At 67.6% G+C, this 19,786-nt stretch carries 17 protein-coding genes; 9 read left to right on the forward strand and 8 right to left on the reverse strand.

What is annotated here, in order from left to right:
• Positions 1 to 906: 906 nt before the first annotated feature.
• On the forward strand, positions 907 to 1,275 hold the full coding sequence (locus tag JRI60_RS17660) for a hypothetical protein (protein WP_204227028.1): 369 nt from the start codon (positions 907 to 909) through the stop codon (positions 1,273 to 1,275).
• Here JRI60_RS17660 and JRI60_RS17665 read toward each other — a convergent pair.
• Both JRI60_RS17665 and JRI60_RS17670 read right to left on the reverse strand, forming a co-directional pair.
• Entirely contained in the window at positions 1,253 to 2,371 is a 1,119-nt protein-coding gene (locus JRI60_RS17665) for a site-specific integrase (RefSeq protein WP_204227029.1), read from the reverse strand. The two genes, JRI60_RS17660 and JRI60_RS17665, sit on opposite strands and share 23 nt — an antisense overlap.
• Before the next feature lie 301 nt (positions 2,372 to 2,672).
• The gene (locus JRI60_RS17670) at positions 2,673 to 3,512 is read right to left on the reverse strand and encodes a helix-turn-helix domain-containing protein (RefSeq protein WP_275439339.1); all 840 of its coding nucleotides are present in this window, start codon (positions 3,510 to 3,512) and stop codon (positions 2,673 to 2,675) included.
• A gap of 162 nt (positions 3,513 to 3,674) precedes the next feature.
• Here JRI60_RS17670 and JRI60_RS17675 point away from each other — a divergent pair, with 162 nt between their 5' ends.
• Positions 3,675 to 4,631 carry an alpha/beta hydrolase family protein gene (locus JRI60_RS17675; protein ID WP_204227030.1) on the forward strand — a complete coding sequence of 319 codons (957 nt, stop codon included), beginning with the start codon at positions 3,675 to 3,677 and terminating at the stop codon, positions 4,629 to 4,631.
• Positions 4,632 to 4,723: 92 nt separating this feature from the next.
• Here JRI60_RS17675 and JRI60_RS17680 read toward each other — a convergent pair whose 3' ends face one another.
• Both JRI60_RS17680 and JRI60_RS17685 read right to left on the reverse strand, forming a co-directional pair.
• A complete protein-coding gene (locus tag JRI60_RS17680; protein WP_239470582.1) occupies positions 4,724 to 5,029 on the reverse strand; it encodes a hypothetical protein in 306 nt (101 codons plus the stop codon).
• A 65-nt stretch (positions 5,030 to 5,094) separates the two neighbouring features.
• Positions 5,095 to 6,342, reverse strand: a complete 1,248-nt coding sequence (locus JRI60_RS17685) for a serine hydrolase domain-containing protein (protein ID WP_204227031.1) — start codon at positions 6,340 to 6,342, stop codon at positions 5,095 to 5,097.
• Positions 6,343 to 6,519: 177 nt separating this feature from the next.
• Between JRI60_RS17685 and JRI60_RS17690 the strand changes: the two genes are divergently transcribed.
• Together JRI60_RS17690 and JRI60_RS17695 are read left to right on the forward strand one after the other, a co-directional pair.
• Complete coding sequence (locus tag JRI60_RS17690; RefSeq protein WP_204227032.1) at positions 6,520 to 7,437, forward strand: DUF6345 domain-containing protein; 918 nt, start codon at positions 6,520 to 6,522, stop codon at positions 7,435 to 7,437.
• Between the two features lie 30 nt (positions 7,438 to 7,467).
• Positions 7,468 to 8,433, forward strand: a complete 966-nt coding sequence (locus tag JRI60_RS17695; RefSeq protein WP_204227033.1) for a hypothetical protein — start codon at positions 7,468 to 7,470, stop codon at positions 8,431 to 8,433.
• A 306-nt stretch (positions 8,434 to 8,739) separates the two neighbouring features.
• On the opposite strand, the gene JRI60_RS17700 is transcribed toward JRI60_RS17695, so the two are convergent.
• Entirely contained in the window at positions 8,740 to 9,576 is an 837-nt protein-coding gene (locus JRI60_RS17700) for an alpha/beta fold hydrolase (RefSeq protein ID WP_204227034.1), read from the reverse strand.
• Positions 9,577 to 9,976: 400 nt separating this feature from the next.
• Here JRI60_RS17700 and JRI60_RS17705 point away from each other — a divergent pair, with 400 nt between their 5' ends.
• Positions 9,977 to 10,552: a glutathione S-transferase family protein gene (locus tag JRI60_RS17705; protein WP_204227035.1), complete on the forward strand. Its 576-nt coding sequence runs from the start codon at positions 9,977 to 9,979 to the stop codon at positions 10,550 to 10,552.
• Between the two features lie 68 nt (positions 10,553 to 10,620).
• On the opposite strand, the gene JRI60_RS17710 is transcribed toward JRI60_RS17705, so the two are convergent.
• Positions 10,621 to 10,935, reverse strand: a complete 315-nt coding sequence (locus JRI60_RS17710) for a YciI family protein (protein WP_204227036.1) — start codon at positions 10,933 to 10,935, stop codon at positions 10,621 to 10,623.
• A 161-nt stretch (positions 10,936 to 11,096) separates the two neighbouring features.
• Between JRI60_RS17710 and JRI60_RS17715 the strand changes: the two genes are divergently transcribed.
• Entirely contained in the window at positions 11,097 to 12,164 is a 1,068-nt protein-coding gene (locus tag JRI60_RS17715; protein WP_239470583.1) for a hypothetical protein, read from the forward strand.
• 103 nt (positions 12,165 to 12,267) lie between these two features.
• Positions 12,268 to 12,525, forward strand: a complete 258-nt coding sequence (locus JRI60_RS17720) for a mersacidin/lichenicidin family type 2 lantibiotic (RefSeq protein ID WP_204227037.1) — start codon at positions 12,268 to 12,270, stop codon at positions 12,523 to 12,525.
• A 23-nt stretch (positions 12,526 to 12,548) separates the two neighbouring features.
• Here the strand turns inward: JRI60_RS17720 and JRI60_RS17725 are convergent, their stop codons facing one another.
• Complete coding sequence (locus tag JRI60_RS17725) at positions 12,549 to 12,818, reverse strand: hypothetical protein (RefSeq protein ID WP_204227038.1); 270 nt, start codon at positions 12,816 to 12,818, stop codon at positions 12,549 to 12,551.
• Between the two features lie 171 nt (positions 12,819 to 12,989).
• On the opposite strand from JRI60_RS17725, the gene JRI60_RS17730 reads away from it, so the two are divergent.
• Positions 12,990 to 13,196 carry a hypothetical protein gene (locus JRI60_RS17730; protein WP_204227039.1) on the forward strand — a complete coding sequence of 69 codons (207 nt, stop codon included), beginning with the start codon at positions 12,990 to 12,992 and terminating at the stop codon, positions 13,194 to 13,196.
• A gap of 2 nt (positions 13,197 to 13,198) precedes the next feature.
• Here the strand turns inward: JRI60_RS17730 and JRI60_RS17735 are convergent, their stop codons facing one another.
• Positions 13,199 to 14,200, reverse strand: coding sequence for a hypothetical protein (locus JRI60_RS17735; protein ID WP_204227040.1), 1,002 nt, complete (start codon positions 14,198 to 14,200; stop codon positions 13,199 to 13,201).
• A 286-nt stretch (positions 14,201 to 14,486) separates the two neighbouring features.
• Between JRI60_RS17735 and JRI60_RS17740 the strand changes: the two genes are divergently transcribed.
• A complete protein-coding gene (locus JRI60_RS17740) occupies positions 14,487 to 19,769 on the forward strand; it encodes a trifunctional serine/threonine-protein kinase/ATP-binding protein/sensor histidine kinase (protein ID WP_204227041.1) in 5,283 nt (1,760 codons plus the stop codon).
• Positions 19,770 to 19,786 lie beyond the last annotated feature (17 nt).

Genomic DNA, 19,786 nt, shown 5'->3' on the forward strand with positions numbered 1-19,786 from the left:
CATGGGCAACACGAGCCCCTCTTCGGCACGCCTGGGGAGCGTTCGACATGGACACCTCGGGGAGGAACCGCCCAGAGCGGATGAACTCCCTGTATTCGGGAAGGAATGAACTCTGAGGTAACATGCGGGTGCGGAGAAAGGAAGCGGATCCGACGGCGGGGGTGAGGAGGAGCACCCGACCTGCCGGGGCGGCGGTGGGTGGCGCTTGTGGGGCCGCTGTGCGTCCTCACTCGCTCGGGTGCCCGGTGGGGGGTCTCCAAATCACCTGGAGGTTCCACAGAGGCCCACCGCCCTTCTTGGTGTCCCGTCGTCGAGCCCGAGCAGGACCACGCCTTGAAGTGCCCCGCGAAATGGGTGAACACCGCGTCCGAAGGCTCTTCGGAGGTGGAGGACCAGGAGGGCGCCGGGTGGTCTTGAGGGTGGTCTTGAGGGTGGCGCAGTGGGTGGCCCAACCGGTGGCCAACGGGTGGCCGCGCTGGTGGTCAGCGAAGCCCCTGATTTCACGTACCTTGTGCGGAGTGGGTGGCCAACGGGTGGCGCAGTGGTGGCCAACGGGTGGCGCCGATGCGGATGCGCTCAGCATGGCCCGCCAGCCTCTTGGCTGCCCGGTTGGGTGCTTGTCAGCCATGAGCCGGATGGGTTGTACGTTTTGGACAGTAACCGCTGGGTTGTGTCATCTGTCTTCTTCGTTGTTGGGGGGCTGTTCGGGTGAAGTCTGGGCGGGGAGGGGTCGGGATGAGGTTGCAGATCGATGCGGAGGCACACGCCTCCACATCTGACACACCCACGTGTGTCACGAGGGGCGGTTGTTCATCAGGTCACCGCGAGGCGCCAGGAGCGGAAGAAGGTCCATCGCGCGCTGCTTCCAGCAGGCGGCCTCTGGTGTCTCCAGGCGTGTCGCCTTCCGTGGAAACCGAGCCGGAGTTGCTGCGGGCGATCTACAAAGAACTCCGCGAGCTGAGCGAATCCATGCGCGGTTTGGAAGCCCGCTTGAACCACCAGACACCTGCTCAGGCGACGCGGGCGGTCTCGGTCGAGGTGGCGCAGGCCCTTCTGGGCTGTGGGCGTTCTCAACTCTTCGCGCTGTTGAAATCGGGCGCGTTGAGCCGTGCGCCCAAGGTGGGCAAGGCGGTGATGATTACCCTCGCCAGCCTTGAAGCGTTTCAGGAGCGCGGCAGCCGCGAGCCTGTTCCCAGGCTCCAGCGGCGCCCGGCCCGGCGTGCTTCCGGGCGGGGCGAGAAGGACGCCATCCTCAAGCTGATTCGACGAGCCTGAGGGCGGCGGTCCTCACCGGCAGCCACACCGGGTCCTCCGGGTGCTCCAACTGGATGGGAATCTTGATCATCGGCGGCACCTTCACGTTGTCGTAAAAGCGCTTCGTGGTGTTCGCCGAATGGTGCCCCACCACGGCGGCAATGGCCGTCAGGGGCAGTCCTCCTGACTTGGGCCTCACCTCTTGACCGCATTCGGAGGCCCACGTCACGAAGCTGTGCCGGTACTCTCCAAAGCGTACCAGCTCGATTCCCAACTCTTTGCAGGCGCGGCCCACCACCCGCCGAATGTGGCTATCTACGGGCGCGGCGCCCCGCGCTTGCAGCCGCTGCACTGCGGCCAGGGTTTGGCGGTCAATGCTCTGGCGATGCACGTTCCCGCTTTTGTGGATGAACGTCACCGTCGCAGCTATCTCCCCCGAATCCTCCAGCACGGCCACCTTGCCCTCTCCTCGGGCCAGTCGCTCGATCTCCGTGCCGTGCATGCCTGTCTTCGCGTGGATGCACAGCACATCTCGCACGCATTGCACGGCCGTCATGCGCCGCGTGTCCTCTCGGTTGAAGTTTGTGTACTCCCATCCGCTGAGGGCTCGGTAGAGCCGCTCGGTGGTCTCGATGCTGTAGCCCTTCTCCCGCATCGCCTTCTCGGGCCGAGTGACTGGCACCTTGAGGGACACCGTCGGGTCCTCGGCCAGGGACAGCGCGCCTTGCTCTCGGAGCCAGGAGGCAAAGGACTTGATGGCCGTGATTCGGTTCTTCCGACCCGTGGAGTGCCTCGCCAGTTCGCGCAGAAGCTCCTGGAGGCTCACCGTGCGCAGATCCCGGCCCGCCAGGGTTTCGGCCCACGTCGCCAAGTAGAAGCCCACGTTGCCCACGTAGCGCGCCGTGGTGCCCGCGCTGCGCATCGACTCCAGGAATCGGCCCACGGTCTCCGCCGTGAGGTAGACGGCGGCCTCCTGCTTGAGCTGCCGCGCCTCCTGGCGCGTCCGGTAGCCCTCCGGGTCGCGGAGGAACAGCGCCAACTCAGCTTCGGCCTCCGTCTCGCTGCGCGCGTCCAGGTGGACCGTATAGGCCCGGCCCTGAACCATCTTGCGCAGCACGTACACCGGGCGACCATCCTTGCCGTTGAAGGTCCGCCCTCCCTTCCACCTGCCAGTCCATACCCTGCGATTGCCCACGTCAGGACCCCTCCGTTTGGTCCTTCTTTGGTCCCAGGGAGCCCGATTTGGTCCCCAAAAGCAAACCGCGCCCCCCTGCCAGCAGAGGGCGCGGCTCACAGCGGCGGGTAACTTCTCGTGGAGGCGGCGGGAATCGAACCCGCCGCCTGGCACTCCCAGAGCGGGCCTGGCGGAGTCTCGTGGGAGCCTGGCGGAGTGTGTGCCTTGGCGACGGCTGGAGAGCTCACGTCGGGCGCTGGAAGTCGAGCCCGAGTCGCTCCGGGGTGTCGTGGAGATCGGCCTCCGCCTCGCCGGAGCCGAACCGAACGCCCCGATCGCCCGTCCGCTTCACGAAGGCGCCCGGCGTGAGCCCGACGAGCTCCCGGAAGTCGGCAATGAGGTGCGCCTGGTCGTAATAGCCCGCGTCCGCGGCGATGCGTCCCCAGTCCTTCGAGCTCGCCGCCATCCCCACGGCACGCTGCAGGCGAACGGCCCGCGCGAAATCCTTCGGCCCGATGCCGACGCTCTCCGTGAAGGCGCGGCGAAGATGCCGCGCCGTGACGCCAAGCCGCTCCGCTACGCGCTCCACCCGAACCTCGTCTCCTTCGAACAAGCGAACCGCGCGGCGAGCGAGCCGTGCCGATGCCGGTTCGAATGTCTGGTGGGCACGAAGGGCGATCGCGTGGGAAAGCCGGTCGAGCATCTCCGGCAGGCTTCGCGCCGCGAGCAGCTCGAGGCAGAGGTCGCCGCCCGAACGGCCCCAGATGTCTTCCAGATGCACGATCCGGTCCGTCAGCGCGCTCGCGGACACGCCCAGGAGCTGCGCCGACCAGCCTGGCTTGAACTGAAGGATTACCGCCCGCGCGACGCCCGTTCCGTTCTTGAACAGCGCCCGCGTTCGCGGGCCCGCGACGCACACATCCCCTTTCCGACCCTCCTCGAGCACTCGAAAGACAAGGATCGTTCTTCCGTCGGGCAGCCGTTCGTGACTTGCGCGTCCAGCGACTGGCACGACACCGCGAACGTCCTCGACGAAGCGGGAAATTGAGAAGGTCAAGGCGGCAGAGTCCATCGTGCGCGACACCCTCATATCCTTGCGCGTCCACCGCGGCCATTCAATCCGGCGCGGAAGGAACGATGAAAATGTCCGGTCCTTCCAATTCACGGATCGCGCCGCGCGGCATGGTTCGCGCTCTCGTCTCCGGGCCTTTTCACGGAGCCGAGCCCACGAAAGGAAATCAGAATCATGAGCGAACCGACTTCCGCGGCCAACATCCCCAGCGCACCCACGCCGGTCCTGTCGGTCAGCCCAGTCGTGCTGCCAGCTCCCGGCCGCGCCGTTGATCTCCAGGTGCGAGTCTCCGCGCCCCTGACCGGAAGCGAACTGCCCATCATCTTGCTCTCGCACGGCCACGGCCGCTCCAACCACCTCTCCTCATTGAACGGCTACGCCCCACTCGCCAACTACTATGCGGCACACGGCTTCGTCGTGATCCAGCCCACCCATCTCGACTCAAAGACGCTCACCCTCGACTCCAAGGACCCCGATGCGCCTCTGTACTGGCGAGCGCGGGCCGAGGACATGAAGCGCATCCTCGACCAACTCGACGCGATCGAGCGCGCCGTCGCCGCGCTCGCCGGGCGCTTGGACCGAAGCAAGGTGGCCGTCGTCGGGCACTCGATGGGCGGGCACACCGCGAGCCTGCTGCTTGGCGCGCGGCACAAGGCTCCCCACGACGGAACGGAAGTGAACCTCTCCGAGCCCCGGATCAAGGCGGGCGTGCTGCTCGCCGCGCCCGGCAGAGGCGACGCCCTCAGCAAGTTCGCAGCCGAGAACTACTCCTTCTTCTCGACCATCGACTACTCCAGGATGACGACGCCCGCGCTCGTGGTCGCCGGCGACAAGGACGACTCTCCCCACCTGACGGTCGCAGGCGCCGACTGGCACGCCGAGCCATACTTCCTCTCCCCAAGCCCCAAGTCCCTGCTCACCCTGTTCGACGCAGGGCACGGGCTGGGCGGAGTCTCGGGATATGACGTCGCCGAGACCACGGACGAGAACCCCGAGCGAGTGGCTGCCGTTCAGCTTCTCACCTGGGCCTACCTCCGCACCGGGCTCTACCCCGGAGACTCCGCCTGGCAGGAAGCGCAAAACGCGCTGACTGGCGTAGCCAGGCCGCTCGGACGGGTCGAGTCCAAATAAGCGAAGATGGCGAGCCGCGCTTCCTCGTTGGCGGTAGGAGCGGCTCAGCGCGGCGGGCAACCTCCATGGGAAGCGATGGAAATCGAAGCCGTCTACTCAGGCGCGCCCCGCTCGATCCACGTGTAGATCAGATCGATCTCCTCGTCGGGAATGGGCGGGAAGCCGAGGGGCATGCCCATCACCGCCGGGTCGTAGTTCCCGTTCAGCTCGGTATGGCGGGCGAGCAGGCTGGCCACCAGCCGGGGCGTGCCATCCGCGAGCCGATCCGGGAGCCCGCGGAACTGCCCGTCCCGCTTGATGCCTCGGAGGATGCCCGCCCGCGTGGCGAGATCGAGCGAGACGCCGTCGTAGCCGAACCCGCCGCTGTTGCCCGGCCCCTGGTCACCCTCCCGGTTCATGTTGGAGTGGCAGTGGCACTCAACGGTCGATAGTGGCCCGCCCTTCCTCGTCACCTTCCTCGGAGCTACGGCTGCGATGGCTCGCTCACGGCCGCGGCGATGATGCGTACCGCGATGCGGGGCTGCTCCTGCCCCATGCGGAGCGTGTTCACCGAGAAGACGAGCCGCCGCCGCAAGTCCCGGGTGGCGCCCATGCCGTTGTTGTAGCCGTGCCTGTCGCCGCTCTTCCCCCAGAAGGTGATGCCGTTGACGACGAAGCGGCCCAGCCCCGCGGCGAAGCTGGCGCGTTCGCCGCTCACGTCCGACACGTCGGGCACGGTGAACATCTCCTCGAGCTGCGCACGCGGCAGCAGCCGTCCCTGGAAGAGGGCCACGAGGAAGCGGTCCAGGTCCGCGGTGGTAGAAATCATCTCCCCCGCAGCCCAGGGCACGGACTGGCTGGCCTCGGTGACGTCCACCAGGCACCGCTCGCGGTACGCGGTGGCGCCGTCCGGGCAGCCCTCCTCCGTGGGGGGCACGATTTCGTAACCACGGGCATGCGGCCCCGGAATCGTCACGTCGTTACCGGGCACGGAGGTGTCGCGCAGGTGCAGCGGACGGAGGATGCGCGCCCGCACCTCCTCGCCGTAGGGACGGCCCGTCACCTTCTCGATGAGCAGCCCGGCGACGATGTAGCCGATGTTGCCGTACTCCTGCTGCTGGCCCGGGTCGAAGCGGGGCCCCGCGGGGAGCGCCAACGCGACGAGCTCGCGGGGGCTGAAGCGGTGGTAGCGGTTCTCGAAGAACCACTCCGGGTCCTTCTGCGGCACCGGCACGCCGGGCAGGCCGTGGGTGTAGTTGAGCAACTGCCGCACGGTGATGGGCTTGAAGACACCGTCCGGCAGCAGCCCCGGCAGGTAGTGCTGCACGGGCCGGTCCAGGTCCACCCGCCCCTCGGCGACGAGCTGCAACACCACGGTGGCGGTGAACACCTTCGTCATGCTGCCGATGCGGAAGCGCGCGTCCGTGGAGATCGGCGCTCCGGTGTGGATGTCCGCCACGCCGGACGTGCCGAGCCAATGCCCATCCGCTCCACTCACGCGGACCAGGGCGCCCGTCACCTCGTCATTCGGCAGGTTCGCGATGGCCTGTCGCAGGGCCTCGCGATTCAGCGGGGGCAGGGGTGATTGGCCCGCCTCCAGTCCCGACTCGCCGGACTCCAGCTCACCGACTTCCGGCTCGCTCCCGGCCGGCGCCTCGGGTCCACAGGCGGGGGCCATGAAGCTCGCGAGCAATGCCATACCCACCCACAATCCACGGTGCAGGATCGCCATGTTCCATCTCCTGATGCTGGGAAGGCCGGCCGCGTGCCGGCTGTGGGAGATGGAACACCGGACCCTTCCGGCGCTGTCACCGAGTGAAAGAAATAAATCCCGCGCGGGAAGATGTGGCGCCGGGTTCGTTGAAGGGTGGAGGCCACGGAAGATGGCCCTCCACCAAAGGAACCCGACATGAAGAAGACCCCGAACCGCGGAGGCCTGCTCCGCGTGCTCGGCGCGGGGGGCGCCCTGTCCCTCGGCTGGGCCCTGCTGTCCGCCTCTCCCGCCATGGCCGCGAGCCTCGAGGCCAAGATGTTCGCCATCACCCAGTGGACCACCGAGTGCGGCGGTAGCACCCGCGACTCCTGGGATGACATGGCGCGCGGCTGGTACGACGAGGTCACCAGCCAGGGCGTGTTCTACAAGGACGGCGCCTACGTCAACGGCTCCATGTCCCGCGGTCGCTTCTGCGACCCGGACGCGCCCACCTCCACCTCGTGCCAGGACGACTCGTTCCTGGATGACGCGGACGCGGCCATCATCGCCCTGCACGGCGCCGACAGCGGCAACCACTGGGCCGGCTCCCTGCGCGTGAAGGACTCCAGCGGCCAGTGCTCGCTGGATGCCGCCGAGGGCGCCAGCTCCGACGACCTGTTCGCCGGCGACGTGGACCTGGAGTTCCTCCACCTCTCGTCCTGCTACAGCATGGACGACGACAACATCAACTTCGCCTGGCGCATGTTCCAGGACGGGGACTCGGCGAGCAACGGTCAGCGCCTGCACCAGGTGGACGGCTTCCACGGCCTCATGTGGATCAGCTCCGGACGCGTGGATGATTACGAGGACTTCGCCGACGACGCGCACGACGTCTCCATCCGCACCGCCTGGCTGGACAACATGTACGACGACGATGTGAACGGGAGCGGCGACGAGCAGTGCCCCGTGGCCCTCGCGGTGGGCACCACTCCCTCGGACGCCCTCAGCCGCCTCCGGGGCGAGCGCTACACCAACATCTACTCGGATCCTGGCGCCATCCACGGCTGGGCCTACGGCTTCTTCGAGGGCTGCGACCCGGCCGGCGAGACGCCCTTCAACGACCCCAACGACTGAGCGCCCACCCGTACCTTCGGAGATACCACCATGAAGAAGAACATGAACGTGATGATGGGCCTCGTCGCCGCCAGCCTGCTCGGCCCGGCCAGTGCCCTGGCCCAGACGTGCCCCAGCTTCGAGGAGCTCGCGAGGGCTTCCCTGCCCACCGAGGTGGGTGACTCGGCCATCATGGGGCGGCTGCTGTCCGCCTCGGCCACCGCGCAGCTCTCCTCCTCCTTCGATGCCACGCTGGCCTCGCGCAGCGTGGGCGACACGCTCGCGGCGGAGACCACCTGCACCTCCACCCGCTGCAACTACCGCAACACCACCGGCTCGGCCCTGAAGGTGGACCTGACGCGCGGCAAGGTGACGTACCTCAACCGCACGCGCAGCGAGCTGGAGCGCACCACCACCCTCTCCGAGGGCGCCGCGTACGAGGCCTCCGTCAGGGCCGCGCAGAGCTTCGGCGTGCCCGCGGGCGAGCTGGACACGCAGACGCCCGTCGTCCGCGCGATGCGCTCGTCCACGAAGGACCCCGTCACCGGCCGTGGCACCTCGACGCGCACCGAGATGCACGTGTGGATGAAGCGCCGGGTGCAGGGCTTCCCCGTCTACGGTTCCAAGGTGCACACGGCCGTGGACCCCAACGGGCAGGTGGCCCGCCTGCACGTGCGCTGGTCCGACTTCCGGCTGTCGCCGGGCCTGAGGGCCACGGACACCCTGCCCAGGGACAAGGTGTACGAGGAGCTGGTGATGCAGTTGCGCGCCAGCAACACCCCCTGCGCCCTGGGCCAGGTGAAGTCCTACATCGCCTATGTGCCGACGCGGCTCGTGGAGGGCGGCGCGGGCCTGGAGGAGGAGCGGACGTACCGCACCGTGAACGTGAGCCAGGACGAGTACGTTCCCGCGCTGGTGGTACGCGCCGCCCCCATCGAGCAGCCCGAGGACTCGGGCCGCCCCGTGGACGCGGGCCAGGAGCTCTTCATCCCGCTGCTGGGTGGCGGCGAGCGGTAGTCACGGGTCGCTGAACGGGGAGAGCAAGGGACCGGCCAGGGAGAGACCCTGGCCGGTCCTTCTCGTTCGAGAACAACCTGGTCTACGACACGATGAACTACCCGCTGGGCGTACCGGTGCAGGCGGCCGGAGGGGACGGTGCCTTGTTCCAGAGGAGGAGGCAACCGGTCCCGTCGGCTCGGGTCGAGCGCGACTTGCCGGATGGGCTATTCCGGGACTGGCTACGCTGGACGGGCGGCCGGGGTGACTTGTATTGCAAGCCAGAACATGCAGCGTTGAAGGCAGCACCCCAGGCGGGCCTGCCGCTCAAGCACGCGTGAGAGGCGAAGAGGCCAACCCCCCGGTGCGGCTCCCCAGCGCGGCGTCGAGGAACCGGCCGATGCGAGTGGCCATCTCCCCGGGGATCTCCAGCAGGGGGAAGTGGCTGCGCGCCGGGAGCTTTTGCGCCTGGAACCAGGGATGGGAAGAGGTGAACGAGCGCAAGGCCTCCTGCCAGGCACTGTCCTCCGGCTGAGCGTAGAGGAGGAGGGTGGGGACAGGGGGCGAGAGGGTGGTGAGCGCCCGCAGCGGGCTGCCATATCGCGCGTACATCTTCTCCCCCTCCCGGCCGGCGCGCTTCCACATGTCCTCGCCGAAGGAGCCCATGTCCTCGTGGACGAAGCGGAGGACGTCCGGCGAGCTCACCCCCTGTAGCCATTGGGAGAAGAATCCATCGCGGCACTGCTTCCACCGAGGCGTTTGGAGAGCCTTCACGGCCTCGATGACGGGGGGAGGAGGGTCCATCATGAGCCAGTCCAGCAGCACGAGCGCGGGAACGCGGGGGCCGAGCCGGCGCCGCAGTTCGAGGGCCCACCAGCCGCCGTGGGACACGGCCACGGGCACGACCTGACGCGCTCCGCTGGCGGTGATGACGGCGAGCAGGGCGTCCACCACGGTGGCACTGTCGAAGTCCTCGTCGGGCCCGGACTCGCCGTGGCCGGGCAGGTCCACGATGAGCGTCCGGTAGAGGGGCGCGCACCAGGGGGCGAGCTTGCGGAACACCTGACGGCTGGTGCACCAGCCGGGGATGAAGAGCAGCGCGGGCTCTCCCTGCCCCTCGTCATCGTAACGGATGCGAGCCCCACCCACGTACGTCTCGGCCATGTGCCTCTCTCCAGCGGCCGGGTCCAGCTCTCGCCGCCAGAGAGTTGTCATGCTCCATGCGCGCCGGGAGAGGACAGGGGACGGGAGTGCGGTACGGATGTCCGTTGCCCGTCAGTCAAGTCCCTGTTCGACCACGCGAAGGCCCCAAACACGAACGAGCACGACACGCCCAATCGAGGCAAACACGGAAGTGACGTGGCAACAGTGAGGGACACCCATGCAAGTCGAGGACAGTGGCTCATGGGTGTCCCTCCCCAGGTGTGGGCAGCCCCAGGTGCACCACGGGCCGCATCTGTCCCACGTTGAGCACTGTCGGTGGCCAGTTGGTACTCGGCGGGGGCTGCTGTTGATGAAGTGCCAGGCGCTGGGTGAAGGGCACCGCCATCTCGGAGGAGAACCGATGAAGCTCTACTTCAACCCCCAAAGCCGTGCGGTGGTCAGCAAGTGGATGCTCGATGAGTGTGGAGCGGAGTACGAGCTCGTGCCCATCGACTTCGCGAAGCGCGAGCACAAGACACCGGAGTTCCTGAAGATCAACCCCGCCGGCAAGCTGCCGGCGCTGGTGGATGGCGAGACGAAGGTGTTCGAGGGCGCGGCCATCTGTTTGTACCTCGCCGACAAGTACCCCCAGGCCAACCTCGCGCCGAAGATCGGCTCGCCGGAGCGGGGGCGCTATCTCTCCCTGATGGTGTATTCGACCTCGCAGCTCGAGCCCTCCATGGCCGACAGGATGCTGAAGGTGGAGACGCTGCCCCAGCGTGGCTGGACGGACTTCGACACGGCGATGAATGTGGTTGAAGACGAGCTGGGCAAGGGACCTTATCTGTTTGGTGACTGGTTCACCGCGGCCGACGTGATGATCGGCGCGATGTGCATCTGGATGCGAAGGTGGGGGGCGCCGACCGGCCGGCCCACAATCGATGCCTATGTTGAGCGGTTGCTGGCCCGTCCCCATGTCATGAAGCCGGGAGGGTGAGCCGATTTTCTCCAACGAGCGTGGTGTTCGGCAGGCGTGTTTTGGGCCCGTCCGAGGCTCGTGGCGGCTCAGGAGCCCGCGGGACGCGCCGGCCGGACGCTGCTCGGGCCCATGGGCGCGATCTCGTGGCGCCCGATCGCCTTGGCGGGATCGCGCTCGAGAATGCGGCGGACCTCGTCCATCGACTCCGCCTCGAAAACAGCCATCCCGAAGACGCCCGCGGGCTCGAGCACCGGGCCCGCCACGACCAGCGTGCCGGCCGCGAGCTGGCCCTGGAGGAACTCGCCATGCGCACGCATCGTGGCCTGCTCGTCGGCGGTCATGGACATCGCGAAGTTGGGACGATTCGCGATGAGGCGAATGAAGAAGAGGCTGGAGGGCATGGGTGCTCCTGGGTTGGGTGGCTCAGGTTGCCATGCGAAGGCGTCCCTTGACACCTTCCCTGGTGGCCAGGGTGTTTCCGGACCGGTCCCGGATGAGGAGTCGCCTCTCGGGTGTGGCAAGCTCGCGGGCCGTCGCTGACACCCACTGCCTGGAGATGGCCATGGCTTCTGCCTTCGTCGTGTCGCTGGAGTCGGGGGGATGTTCTGCTCGCACGGGGCTCCTGCTCGCCGCGCTGATGTTCGTGCCGGGGTGCGGTGACAAGGAGCCGTCGCCGGGGAGCCCCGCGGGGAGCGGGATCATCTCGGATCCCGGGAGCACGGAGCTCTGCCGCAAGCCGCTCTTCCCACCGGACTCGCCGTGGAACAAGGACATCTCCACGGCGCCGGTCGACTCCCAGTCCAGCGCCGTCATCTCCTATCTGCAGGGCCGCGGCTGGGGAGCGGGGCGCATGCAGATCGACTTCTCCATGGAGGTGCTCTGCACGGACGAGGCACCCATGCGCTCGTTCCAGAAGACCAGCGACTTCTACGAGCCCGACTGTGACGACACGGCCATGCCGGTCCCAACGGGTGGGGCCCTGGAAGGGGAGAGTGGTTATGAGTGCACCGGGGATGGGGACTGCCACCTGATCGTCATCCACCGGCCTTCGCGGAAGCTCTACGAGCAGTGGCGGGCCCACCTCTCGGGGAGCACGTACCGGGGCGGGTGCCTGGCGGTATGGGAGCTCGATCGGCTCTACCCGGCCCAGGGACGCGGCGAGCAGTGCACGAGCGCGGACGCCGCGGGCCTGCCCATCACCCCGCTGCTCTTCGACGCCGACGAGGTGGCCTCGGGCGAGCTCAAGCACGCCATCCGTTTCATCCTGCCGAACGATCGGATCCGGAACGCGACGTACGTGCGCCCGGCGACGCACGCCACGCGGGCCGCGAGCGGCGGCACGAACGCGCCTCCGTATGGCGTGCGTCTGCGCCTCAGGGCCAACTACCCGGTGGACTCCCTGCCCACGGCGGGCGCCAGGGTCGTGGCGCGAGCGCTCCAGAAGTACGGGATGCTCCTGGCCGACGGCGGCAACATCGCCCTGACGGCCCAGAGCGATCGGTTCACGAAGGCCAAATGGAACGGCCTGCTCGGCCCGCTGGATCTCCGGGCGATCCAGCCCTCGGACTTCGAGGTGGTGGAGGCCGGCCAGCGATTCACCTGGACGGGGGACTGTGTGAGGACCCCGTGAGCGACGGTGGAATCGCGCTCCTCCGTCACAAACGGCGAGAGGGGACTCCTTCCGCCTGAAAGTGTCCTCCCCCTCCCGGGGAGGACCCGTCAGGAGGAACAACATGCGAGCAGAGACCATCATCCGTGCGTGGAAGGATCCTGCGTTCCGCGCGAGCCTCACCTCGGAGGAGCGGGCGGCGCTCCCCGAGCTTCCCTCCGGCAAGCCGATGACCGAGCTCGAGGAGGGCGAGCTGTCGGACGCCGTGGGTGGCGTGCGCGGCCGGCCCCGTGGGTGTCCCCCTCGTGAATTCACCGACGTGCCGTGCAGTGCGATCGATGCCTGTCCCAGCGCCCTGCTCTGCACGGTCGCCGCCTGTTGACGGGCGGAGCGAGGCGGGGTGGCCTACTTGCCGTGCGGAGGAGGCTGGGATGGCCGCGTTGGTATCTGGATGGGGGTGGGCTCGGTGCCGGGGATGGACTCGGGCTCACGCCCCAGCTGCGAGACCCACGTGGCGCAGAGGAGGAGGCCCGTCACCAGCATCGCCCAGGCCAGCAGGTCCGAGGCCTTGAACGCGGTGAGCTCCTTCTCGGTCTCGCCGAGCAGCAGCAGTCCGGCACCGCCCGTGAGCACGGGCCCCCGCGGTCCCTCGTCCACCCGCCCCAGCGCGACCACGGTCGTGCCCAGATCGAGCCGCTCCTCGCCAGGACCAGGGCCCCGACGAGCATGAGACCCAGGCCCATGGGGAGCACCAGGGCCGTGGAGATGGCGTCGTTCATGCGGTGTCTTGCTACGAGAGGTGGTACGCCGTGGCAACTGGAGAACCGCACTCTCGGTGCGAGCCCTGTGGCGCTCATGGACATGATGGCGGGCGTGTCCACCCGGCTGATGGTCACGCAACTGGTGGGCTTCACCATGTTCACGGTGCTGTCCCTCTTGAACCTGTTGCTCAACGCGGCGGACGCGGTGGAGGCGGCCGACCCCTCGCGTCAGGCCCGGATCGTGGTGGGCGCGCGGCGGTGGGCTGACGGGCGCCTCGACAACTCCCCGTGAAACTACATCCCCTTGAAGCGGGCGCAGTCGACCCGGTAGATGTTCTCCCGGTCGTCCACCACGGCCTGACTGAACACACCGGCGGACATGTGCTTCTGCGAGGCCTCCATGGGCTCCGCGTAGCAGACCTTCTTGTCCTTGCTCCGCGCGAGCAGCCACACGTCCATGACACGGCCCACGAGCTCCCCGGTGTCGCCCGAGGTCGAGCGCGCCCAGTCCTCGGAGTTGAGGATGGCCTTGAAGTAGGTCTTCTTCTCCGAAGGGCCCCACTTCAGGTTGGCGGCCTGGAGGATCTCCTTCTCCAGTGCCGCATCCACCTTCTGGGGGTTGGGAATGACCACCTTGGCGCCCACCGCCAGTTGCATCGCGTCATAGCTGCCCTTGCTGGTATCGAGCAGGAAGTGGTCGTACGCGTCGTACCGCGTCTCGTTCCCCCCACTCCAGGAGTAGCGGACCAGCACGGTGTACCTGGCGCGGCTCGCGGCGCCCGAGGCCAGCTTGTTCAGGAGCCACAGCCGATGATCGTCCTTCGCGCCGATCTCCTGGACCAGGAACGGCAGAACGAAGGTCTTCTGCGCGGCCTGCGCCTCGGGAATCTTGAAGTCGTCGCGCCACACGCCGCCGGTCTGGAGGTCGTCCCAGTTCGGCTTGTAGGCGGCGTCCTGGGTCTGGACGTACTCCTTGAGTTTCTGGGGGTCGGTCAGCGCGGGATTGGCCGTCCAGAACAGGGAGACGTAGACATTCTGGCTGGGAATGTCGCGAAGGGTCTCGTTGACCGTGAACCACCCGTAGAGGGGCTGACCCGCCTCGAACTCGAGCTGCTTCGGCGGGGGCGCCTCAGCGGCGGGCGCGGTGCTGCTCCAGCCGCTCTGCGTCACCGTGACGACCTTGGCTCTCGGGGTTCCTCCCATGTCCGCGGAGACCTGCCGGATGAGGTTCGCACACCCTGTCTGGAGCAGACACGAAGCGACCAGGAGCGGAAGAGCGCACAGCGAGCGTGACATGGTTTGACCCCCCGTGAATCGTGTTCGATCGTCAGGCGATGATGGCCCGGAACGGACTCTAGCCGCTGGCACTCCCGTGCGTCACCCCAGCGGCTCCTGTCCCGCGGGCTCCTCCGTGTCTGATGGGCTCTCGACCCCTTGCCTGCTCCAACTCTGATTGAGGAGGCTCTCCGCTCGCATCGGGCGGAATGGAGGGGGATCTCCTCGTCTTCTCGTCCGTGAGAAGATCGTGATGTCGCGCGGGGGTCCGGTTCGTGGCATGCGCGCATCTGGGAGTTGACCGAAGATGTTGGCGAGAATTCCTCAGTACAAGGTCCTCGAGGTGATCCACCAGGGGGAGATGCACACGCTGTACCGGGCCTCGAGGCTGGCCGACGGACTTCCGGTGGTCATCAAGGTCCCAGTCACGGCGCGCACGGACTCGCGAGAGGTGGTGCGGCTGGAGCGCGAGCTCGTGCTGATCCGGAGGTGCCAGAGCTCGTCTCATGTCGTGGATGCCATCGAGCTTCTGCAACTGCCGGGTATCGCCGCATTGGTCCTGGAGGACTTCCAGGGTCGCTCGCTCGATCGGATGCTCTCCGGCCCGCTCGAAATCCGCGCGTTCCTGAGGCTCGCGATTTCGATGGCGTCCGCCCTCGCCGATGTCCACCGCCACGAGATCGTTCATCTCGATATCAAGCCGGCCAACATCATCGTGAACGACGCGACGGGAGAGGTGAAGGTCACCGACTTCGGAATCGCGTCGACCCTCCCGCTCGAGCACCGGTCCTTCCGCCCGGCGAGCACCGTGGAGGGCACGTTCGCGTACCTGTCGCCCGAGCAGACAGGGCGGATGAACCGCTCGGTCGATCACCGCTCGGACCTGTACTCGCTCGGCATCACGTTCTACGAGATGCTGGTGGGGGCGCTCCCGTTCTCGGCGGAGGACGTGCTGGGTTGGTTTCACTGCCACCTGGCGGTGGTTCCCCGCCAGGTGTGTGAGGTGAACGCGAGCGTGCCGGTGGCCCTCTCGCGCATCGTGGCCAGGCTGATGGCGAAGGCCCCCGAGGATCGGTATCAAAGCGCGGAGGGCCTGAAGGCGGACCTGGAGCAGTGCGCCGCGCGGTGGGATTCGGGCGCGGAGCTCGCCCCTTTCCCGCTCGGTGCCGCGGATGCGCTGGATTGGTTTCGCATCCCCGAGAAGCTCTACGGCCGGACGGACGACGTGGCGGCGCTCCTGGACGCGTTCGATCGCGGCCTCAAGGTGGGAAGATGCGCGCTGGCGCTCGTCTCGGGGTATTCGGGCGTCGGCAAGTCGTCGCTGGTGAACGAGGTCTTCAGGCCGCTGGTGCGCGAGCGTGGCTTGTTCGCGTCCGGCAAGTTCGATCAGCTCAATACCGGGGGCCCGTACTCCGTCCTGATGTCCGCCCTCCGGCAATGCACCCAGCAGATCCTGGCCGAGGGCGAAGCGGAGACGGCCGTGTGGAAGGAGCGCATCCAGCGAGCGCTCGGTCCGAACGGCCAGCTCGTGGTCGACCTGCTTCCCCAGCTCGAGCTCATCATCGGAAGGCAGGCCCCGGTGGAGGAGCTGGGGCCGGCCGAGTCGCTGAATCGGCTCCACGAGGTCTTCGCCCATTTCTTCGGCGCCCTCAGTCAGGACCATCGCCCGCTCGTCCTCTTTCTCGATGACCTCCAGTGGGTGGATCCGGCAACGCTCGCCCTCCTCCAGCACGTCATCCCCCACCCGGATGCGGGCTGCCTCTTCGTGATTGGCGCCTACCGCGACAACGAGGTGACGCCCTCCCACCCGCTGATGATGGCGCTCGACTCGCTGCGCCGGGCGGAGGTCCCGATCACCGACATCGTGCTCTCGCCGCTCGGGCTCGAGCACATCCAGCAGCTGGTCGCGGAGACGCTGCACACCGACGAGGCGAGGGTACTGCCGCTCGCGCGCCTTCTCGTCGACAGGACCGGAGGCAACCCGTTCTTCCTCACCCAGTTCCTCGGTACCCTCCACCGGGAGAAGCTCCTCCAGTTCGATGTGGCGACGCGCGAGTGGGTCTGGGAGCTGGCGCGGATCCAGGCCAAGGGCTTCACCGATAACGTGGTGGCCCTGATGGTCGCGAAGCTGAGGGAGCTTCCGCCCGCCACCCTGGACGCACTCAGGGTCGCCTCGTGCATTGGCAACACCTTCGATTCCGAGGACGTCTCCGGGCTGGTGCAAGAGTCCCCCAAGGAGCTCGAAGCGAATCTCCTCGACGCCGTCAAGGAGCGGCTGATTCTTCGCTTCGAGCATGCGTACAGGTTCCTGCATGATCGCGTCCAGCAGGCCGCCTATCTCCTCACCCCGGAGGAGCAGCGCGTCCGGCTACACCTGCGGATCGGACGGATGCTGCGCACGCGCCGGCCGTCAGCGGTGTTCGAGATCGTCAACCATCTCAATCTCGCGGCGGCACTGATCGACGGCCGAGACGAAGCGATCGAGCTGGCGCGGCTCAACCTGGAGGCAGGCGAGAGCGCGATGCGGTCGGGTGCCCATGCGGCCGCGTTGAGCTACCTCGCCGCTGGTTGTGATTGCGTGGGCGAGGGCGGGTGGGAGTCCCATTACGAGCTGACCTACGCGCTCTCCTTCCAACAGGCTCAGTGCCAGATCATCAGCGGACAGCTCGGGGCCGCGGAGGCGAAGATCTCCACCCTCCTCACGCGCGCCCGGAGCCGGACGGAACAGGCCAACGTGCACCGCCTGAAGGTGGATCTCCACGGGACCCGAGGCGAGTTCCCCCAGGCCGTCGAGGCGGCGCTCTCGTGTGCGCGGCTGTTCGGGATCGAGCTGTCTCCACGGCCAACTCCCGAGGCGCTGAGGGCCACGGTGCAGGCCATGTGGGATGAGCTGGCTCGACGCAAGCTCGAGTCGATCGCGGACCTGCCGCCGATGACGGACCCGGAGCAGAGGGCCCTCCTGGCGCTCTTCGCGGCGGTCCTGCCGCCGGCGTACTTCATCAACCCGGATCTGCACGATCTGCTCGCATGCCAGATGGTGGGTGCCAGCCTCCGCCACGGAAACGCGGACGTCTCCGTCATGGGCTACGTCGTCTTCGGGCAGGCGATCGGACATGTCCTCAGGAAGTGGCGTGAGGCGGTTCGTCTCGGCGCGCTCGCGGTCGACCTGATGGACAGGCGGGGCATCGTCGGGAGCCGGGCGAAGGTGTGCCTCGTCATCGGAGGCTTCATCAACCACCGGGTCCAACACCTCCGGGACGTGCTCCCGCTGTTCCAGGTCAGCTGGTCCGCCGCACGCGAGGCCGGAGAGCTCACCTTCGCCTCCTATTCCAGCATGAACATGGTGGTGTTCCGGTTCATGATGGGTGACCACCTCGAGGATGTCATCGCGGAGGCCGAGACCTCCATGGACTTCACCCGTCGCACGAGAAATGACGCGATCTGGGTGCCCATCGCGGATCTCCGAGAGGTGGTGGAGTGTCTGCGGCAGAAGACGGAGCCTCCCCCGGTGCCGCCGGACGTGGGGACCGGGCTGCGCGCCGTCCCGTTCATTTCGTTCATGTTCTACAGGTACCGGCTGCTCTGCGGGCTCATCTACGGAGACACCCCGGGGGCCGTGGAGATGGCCCGGAAGGGAAGGGATTTCCTCGCTTCCTACACCGGCCAGATCGGCGTCGCGGAGTACCACTACCACACGGCCCTCGCGCTGGCCCGGCACCATGACGCGGTGCCGCCCGAGGTGCAGCGGGAGTACCTCGGCCAGATCGAAGACAATCTGGCGGTGCTCCAGGAGTGGGCCGAGACGGGCCCCGAGAACCATGCTCATGCGCATGCGCTCATCTCCGCGGAGCTCGCCCGGCTCCGGGGGAACGTCGGAGAGGCGATGCGGCTGTATGAAGACGCCATCCGCCAGGCGCGCGAGAATGGCTTCATCCAGAACGAGGCGCTCGCGTACGAGGTCGCGTCGGAGTTCTATCGGGCCCGTGGAATCGAGACCGTTGCCCTGGCGCACCTGCGCGAGGCCCGGCGCGCCTACCTGCAATGGGGTGCGCACGGCAAGGTGAAGCAGCTCGATATGAAGTACCCGCACCTGGTCAGGTCCGGTGCGAGCACCACCAGCGGCGGCACGAGCCCGGCCACGGACGAAGCGTTCAACCTGATGACGGTGGTGAAGGCGCAACAGGCGATCTCCAGGGAGATCGTCCTCGAAGGCCTGTTGAAGACGCTGATGTGCATTCTCATCGAGAGTGCGGGGGCGGAGCGGGGTTGCCTCCTCCTGAGCCGTGACGACACCTTGTTCGTCGAGGCGTGGGCGGAGGTCGAGCAAGAGGAGATCAAGGTCGACGCCGCGCGGGTACCGATCGAGGGATCGGATCGCCTGCCCCTCTCCATCGTGAGCTACGTCAAGCGCTCGCTCGAGAGCCTCATCCTCGCGGACGCGGACGCCGACAGCAGGTTCGCCTCGGACGAGTACGTCGTGCGGACGAAACCCCGGTCCATCCTGTGCATGCCAGTGATGGGCCAGGCGAAGCTGGCGGGCGTCCTCTACCTGGAGAACAGGCTGGCCGCGGGCGTGTTCACACCGAGCCGGCTCGCGGTCCTCGAGGTCCTGGCGTCGCAAGCCTCGATCTCGCTGGCCAACGCGAAGCTTTACGCGAGCGTCCAGCAGGCCGAGGAGGCGCTGCGGCGATCTCACGACGAGCTCGAGCGGCGCGTCGAAGAGCGGGCGCGCGAGCTGCGGCGCGCGCAGGCCGAGCTGTTGGACACCGCGCGGCGCGCCGGAAGGGCGGAGATCGCCGCGGATGTGTTGCACAATGCCGGGAACATCCTCAACAGCGTGAACACCTCGGCGGGACTCGTGGCATCCAAGCTGCGGCAGTTCCACGTGTCGAAGCTGGCCAGGGCCGCGGCCCTCCTGCAGGAGCACGCGGCGGACATCGGGGAGTTCCTGGTGAAGGATGAGGCTGGCAAACGGCTGCCCACGTACCTCACCCTGCTGGCGGAGACGATGCGGGAGGACCTGGATTTCACGCTGGGCGAGGTGGATTCCATGGTGGCGAGCGTGGAGCACCTCAACGAGGTGGTGCGGACTCAGCAGGCCTATGTCGGGGTCCTGGAAGCGGCGGAGTTGATCCACCCGGAGGATCTGCTGGAGAACGCATTGAGGATGAACACCCCCGCACTGGAGCCTCTGCGGGTGCGAATCATCAAGGACTACGCGGCGCTGCCGGCTCTCCTCCTCCAGAGGAGCAGGGTGGTGCAGATCCTGGCCAACCTCATCAGCAACGCCGCCTGGGCGCTGAGTGAGAGCGAGCGAGAGGCGAAGTGGATCAGGCTCGAGATCGAGGTGAAGGGGGAGCAGTCGCTGAGGATCTCCGTGGGCGACAATGGGGTGGGGATCGCGCCGGAGAACGTGGGGAAGCTCTTCCGCCCTGGCTTCTCCACGAGGAAGGACGGGCACGGCTTCGGGCTCCACAGCAGCGCCCTCACGGCGAAGGCCATGGGCGGTTCGATCCTGGTGGAGAGCGAGGGACCGGGCAGGGGCGCCCTGTTCACCCTGGAGTTGCCCCTGGTGAAACCCCCGTCTTGAGTGGCTGAAGGAACGGC

The sequence above is a fragment of the Archangium violaceum genome, from assembly GCF_016887565.1.
GTDB lineage: Bacteria > Myxococcota > Myxococcia > Myxococcales > Myxococcaceae > Archangium > Archangium violaceum_B.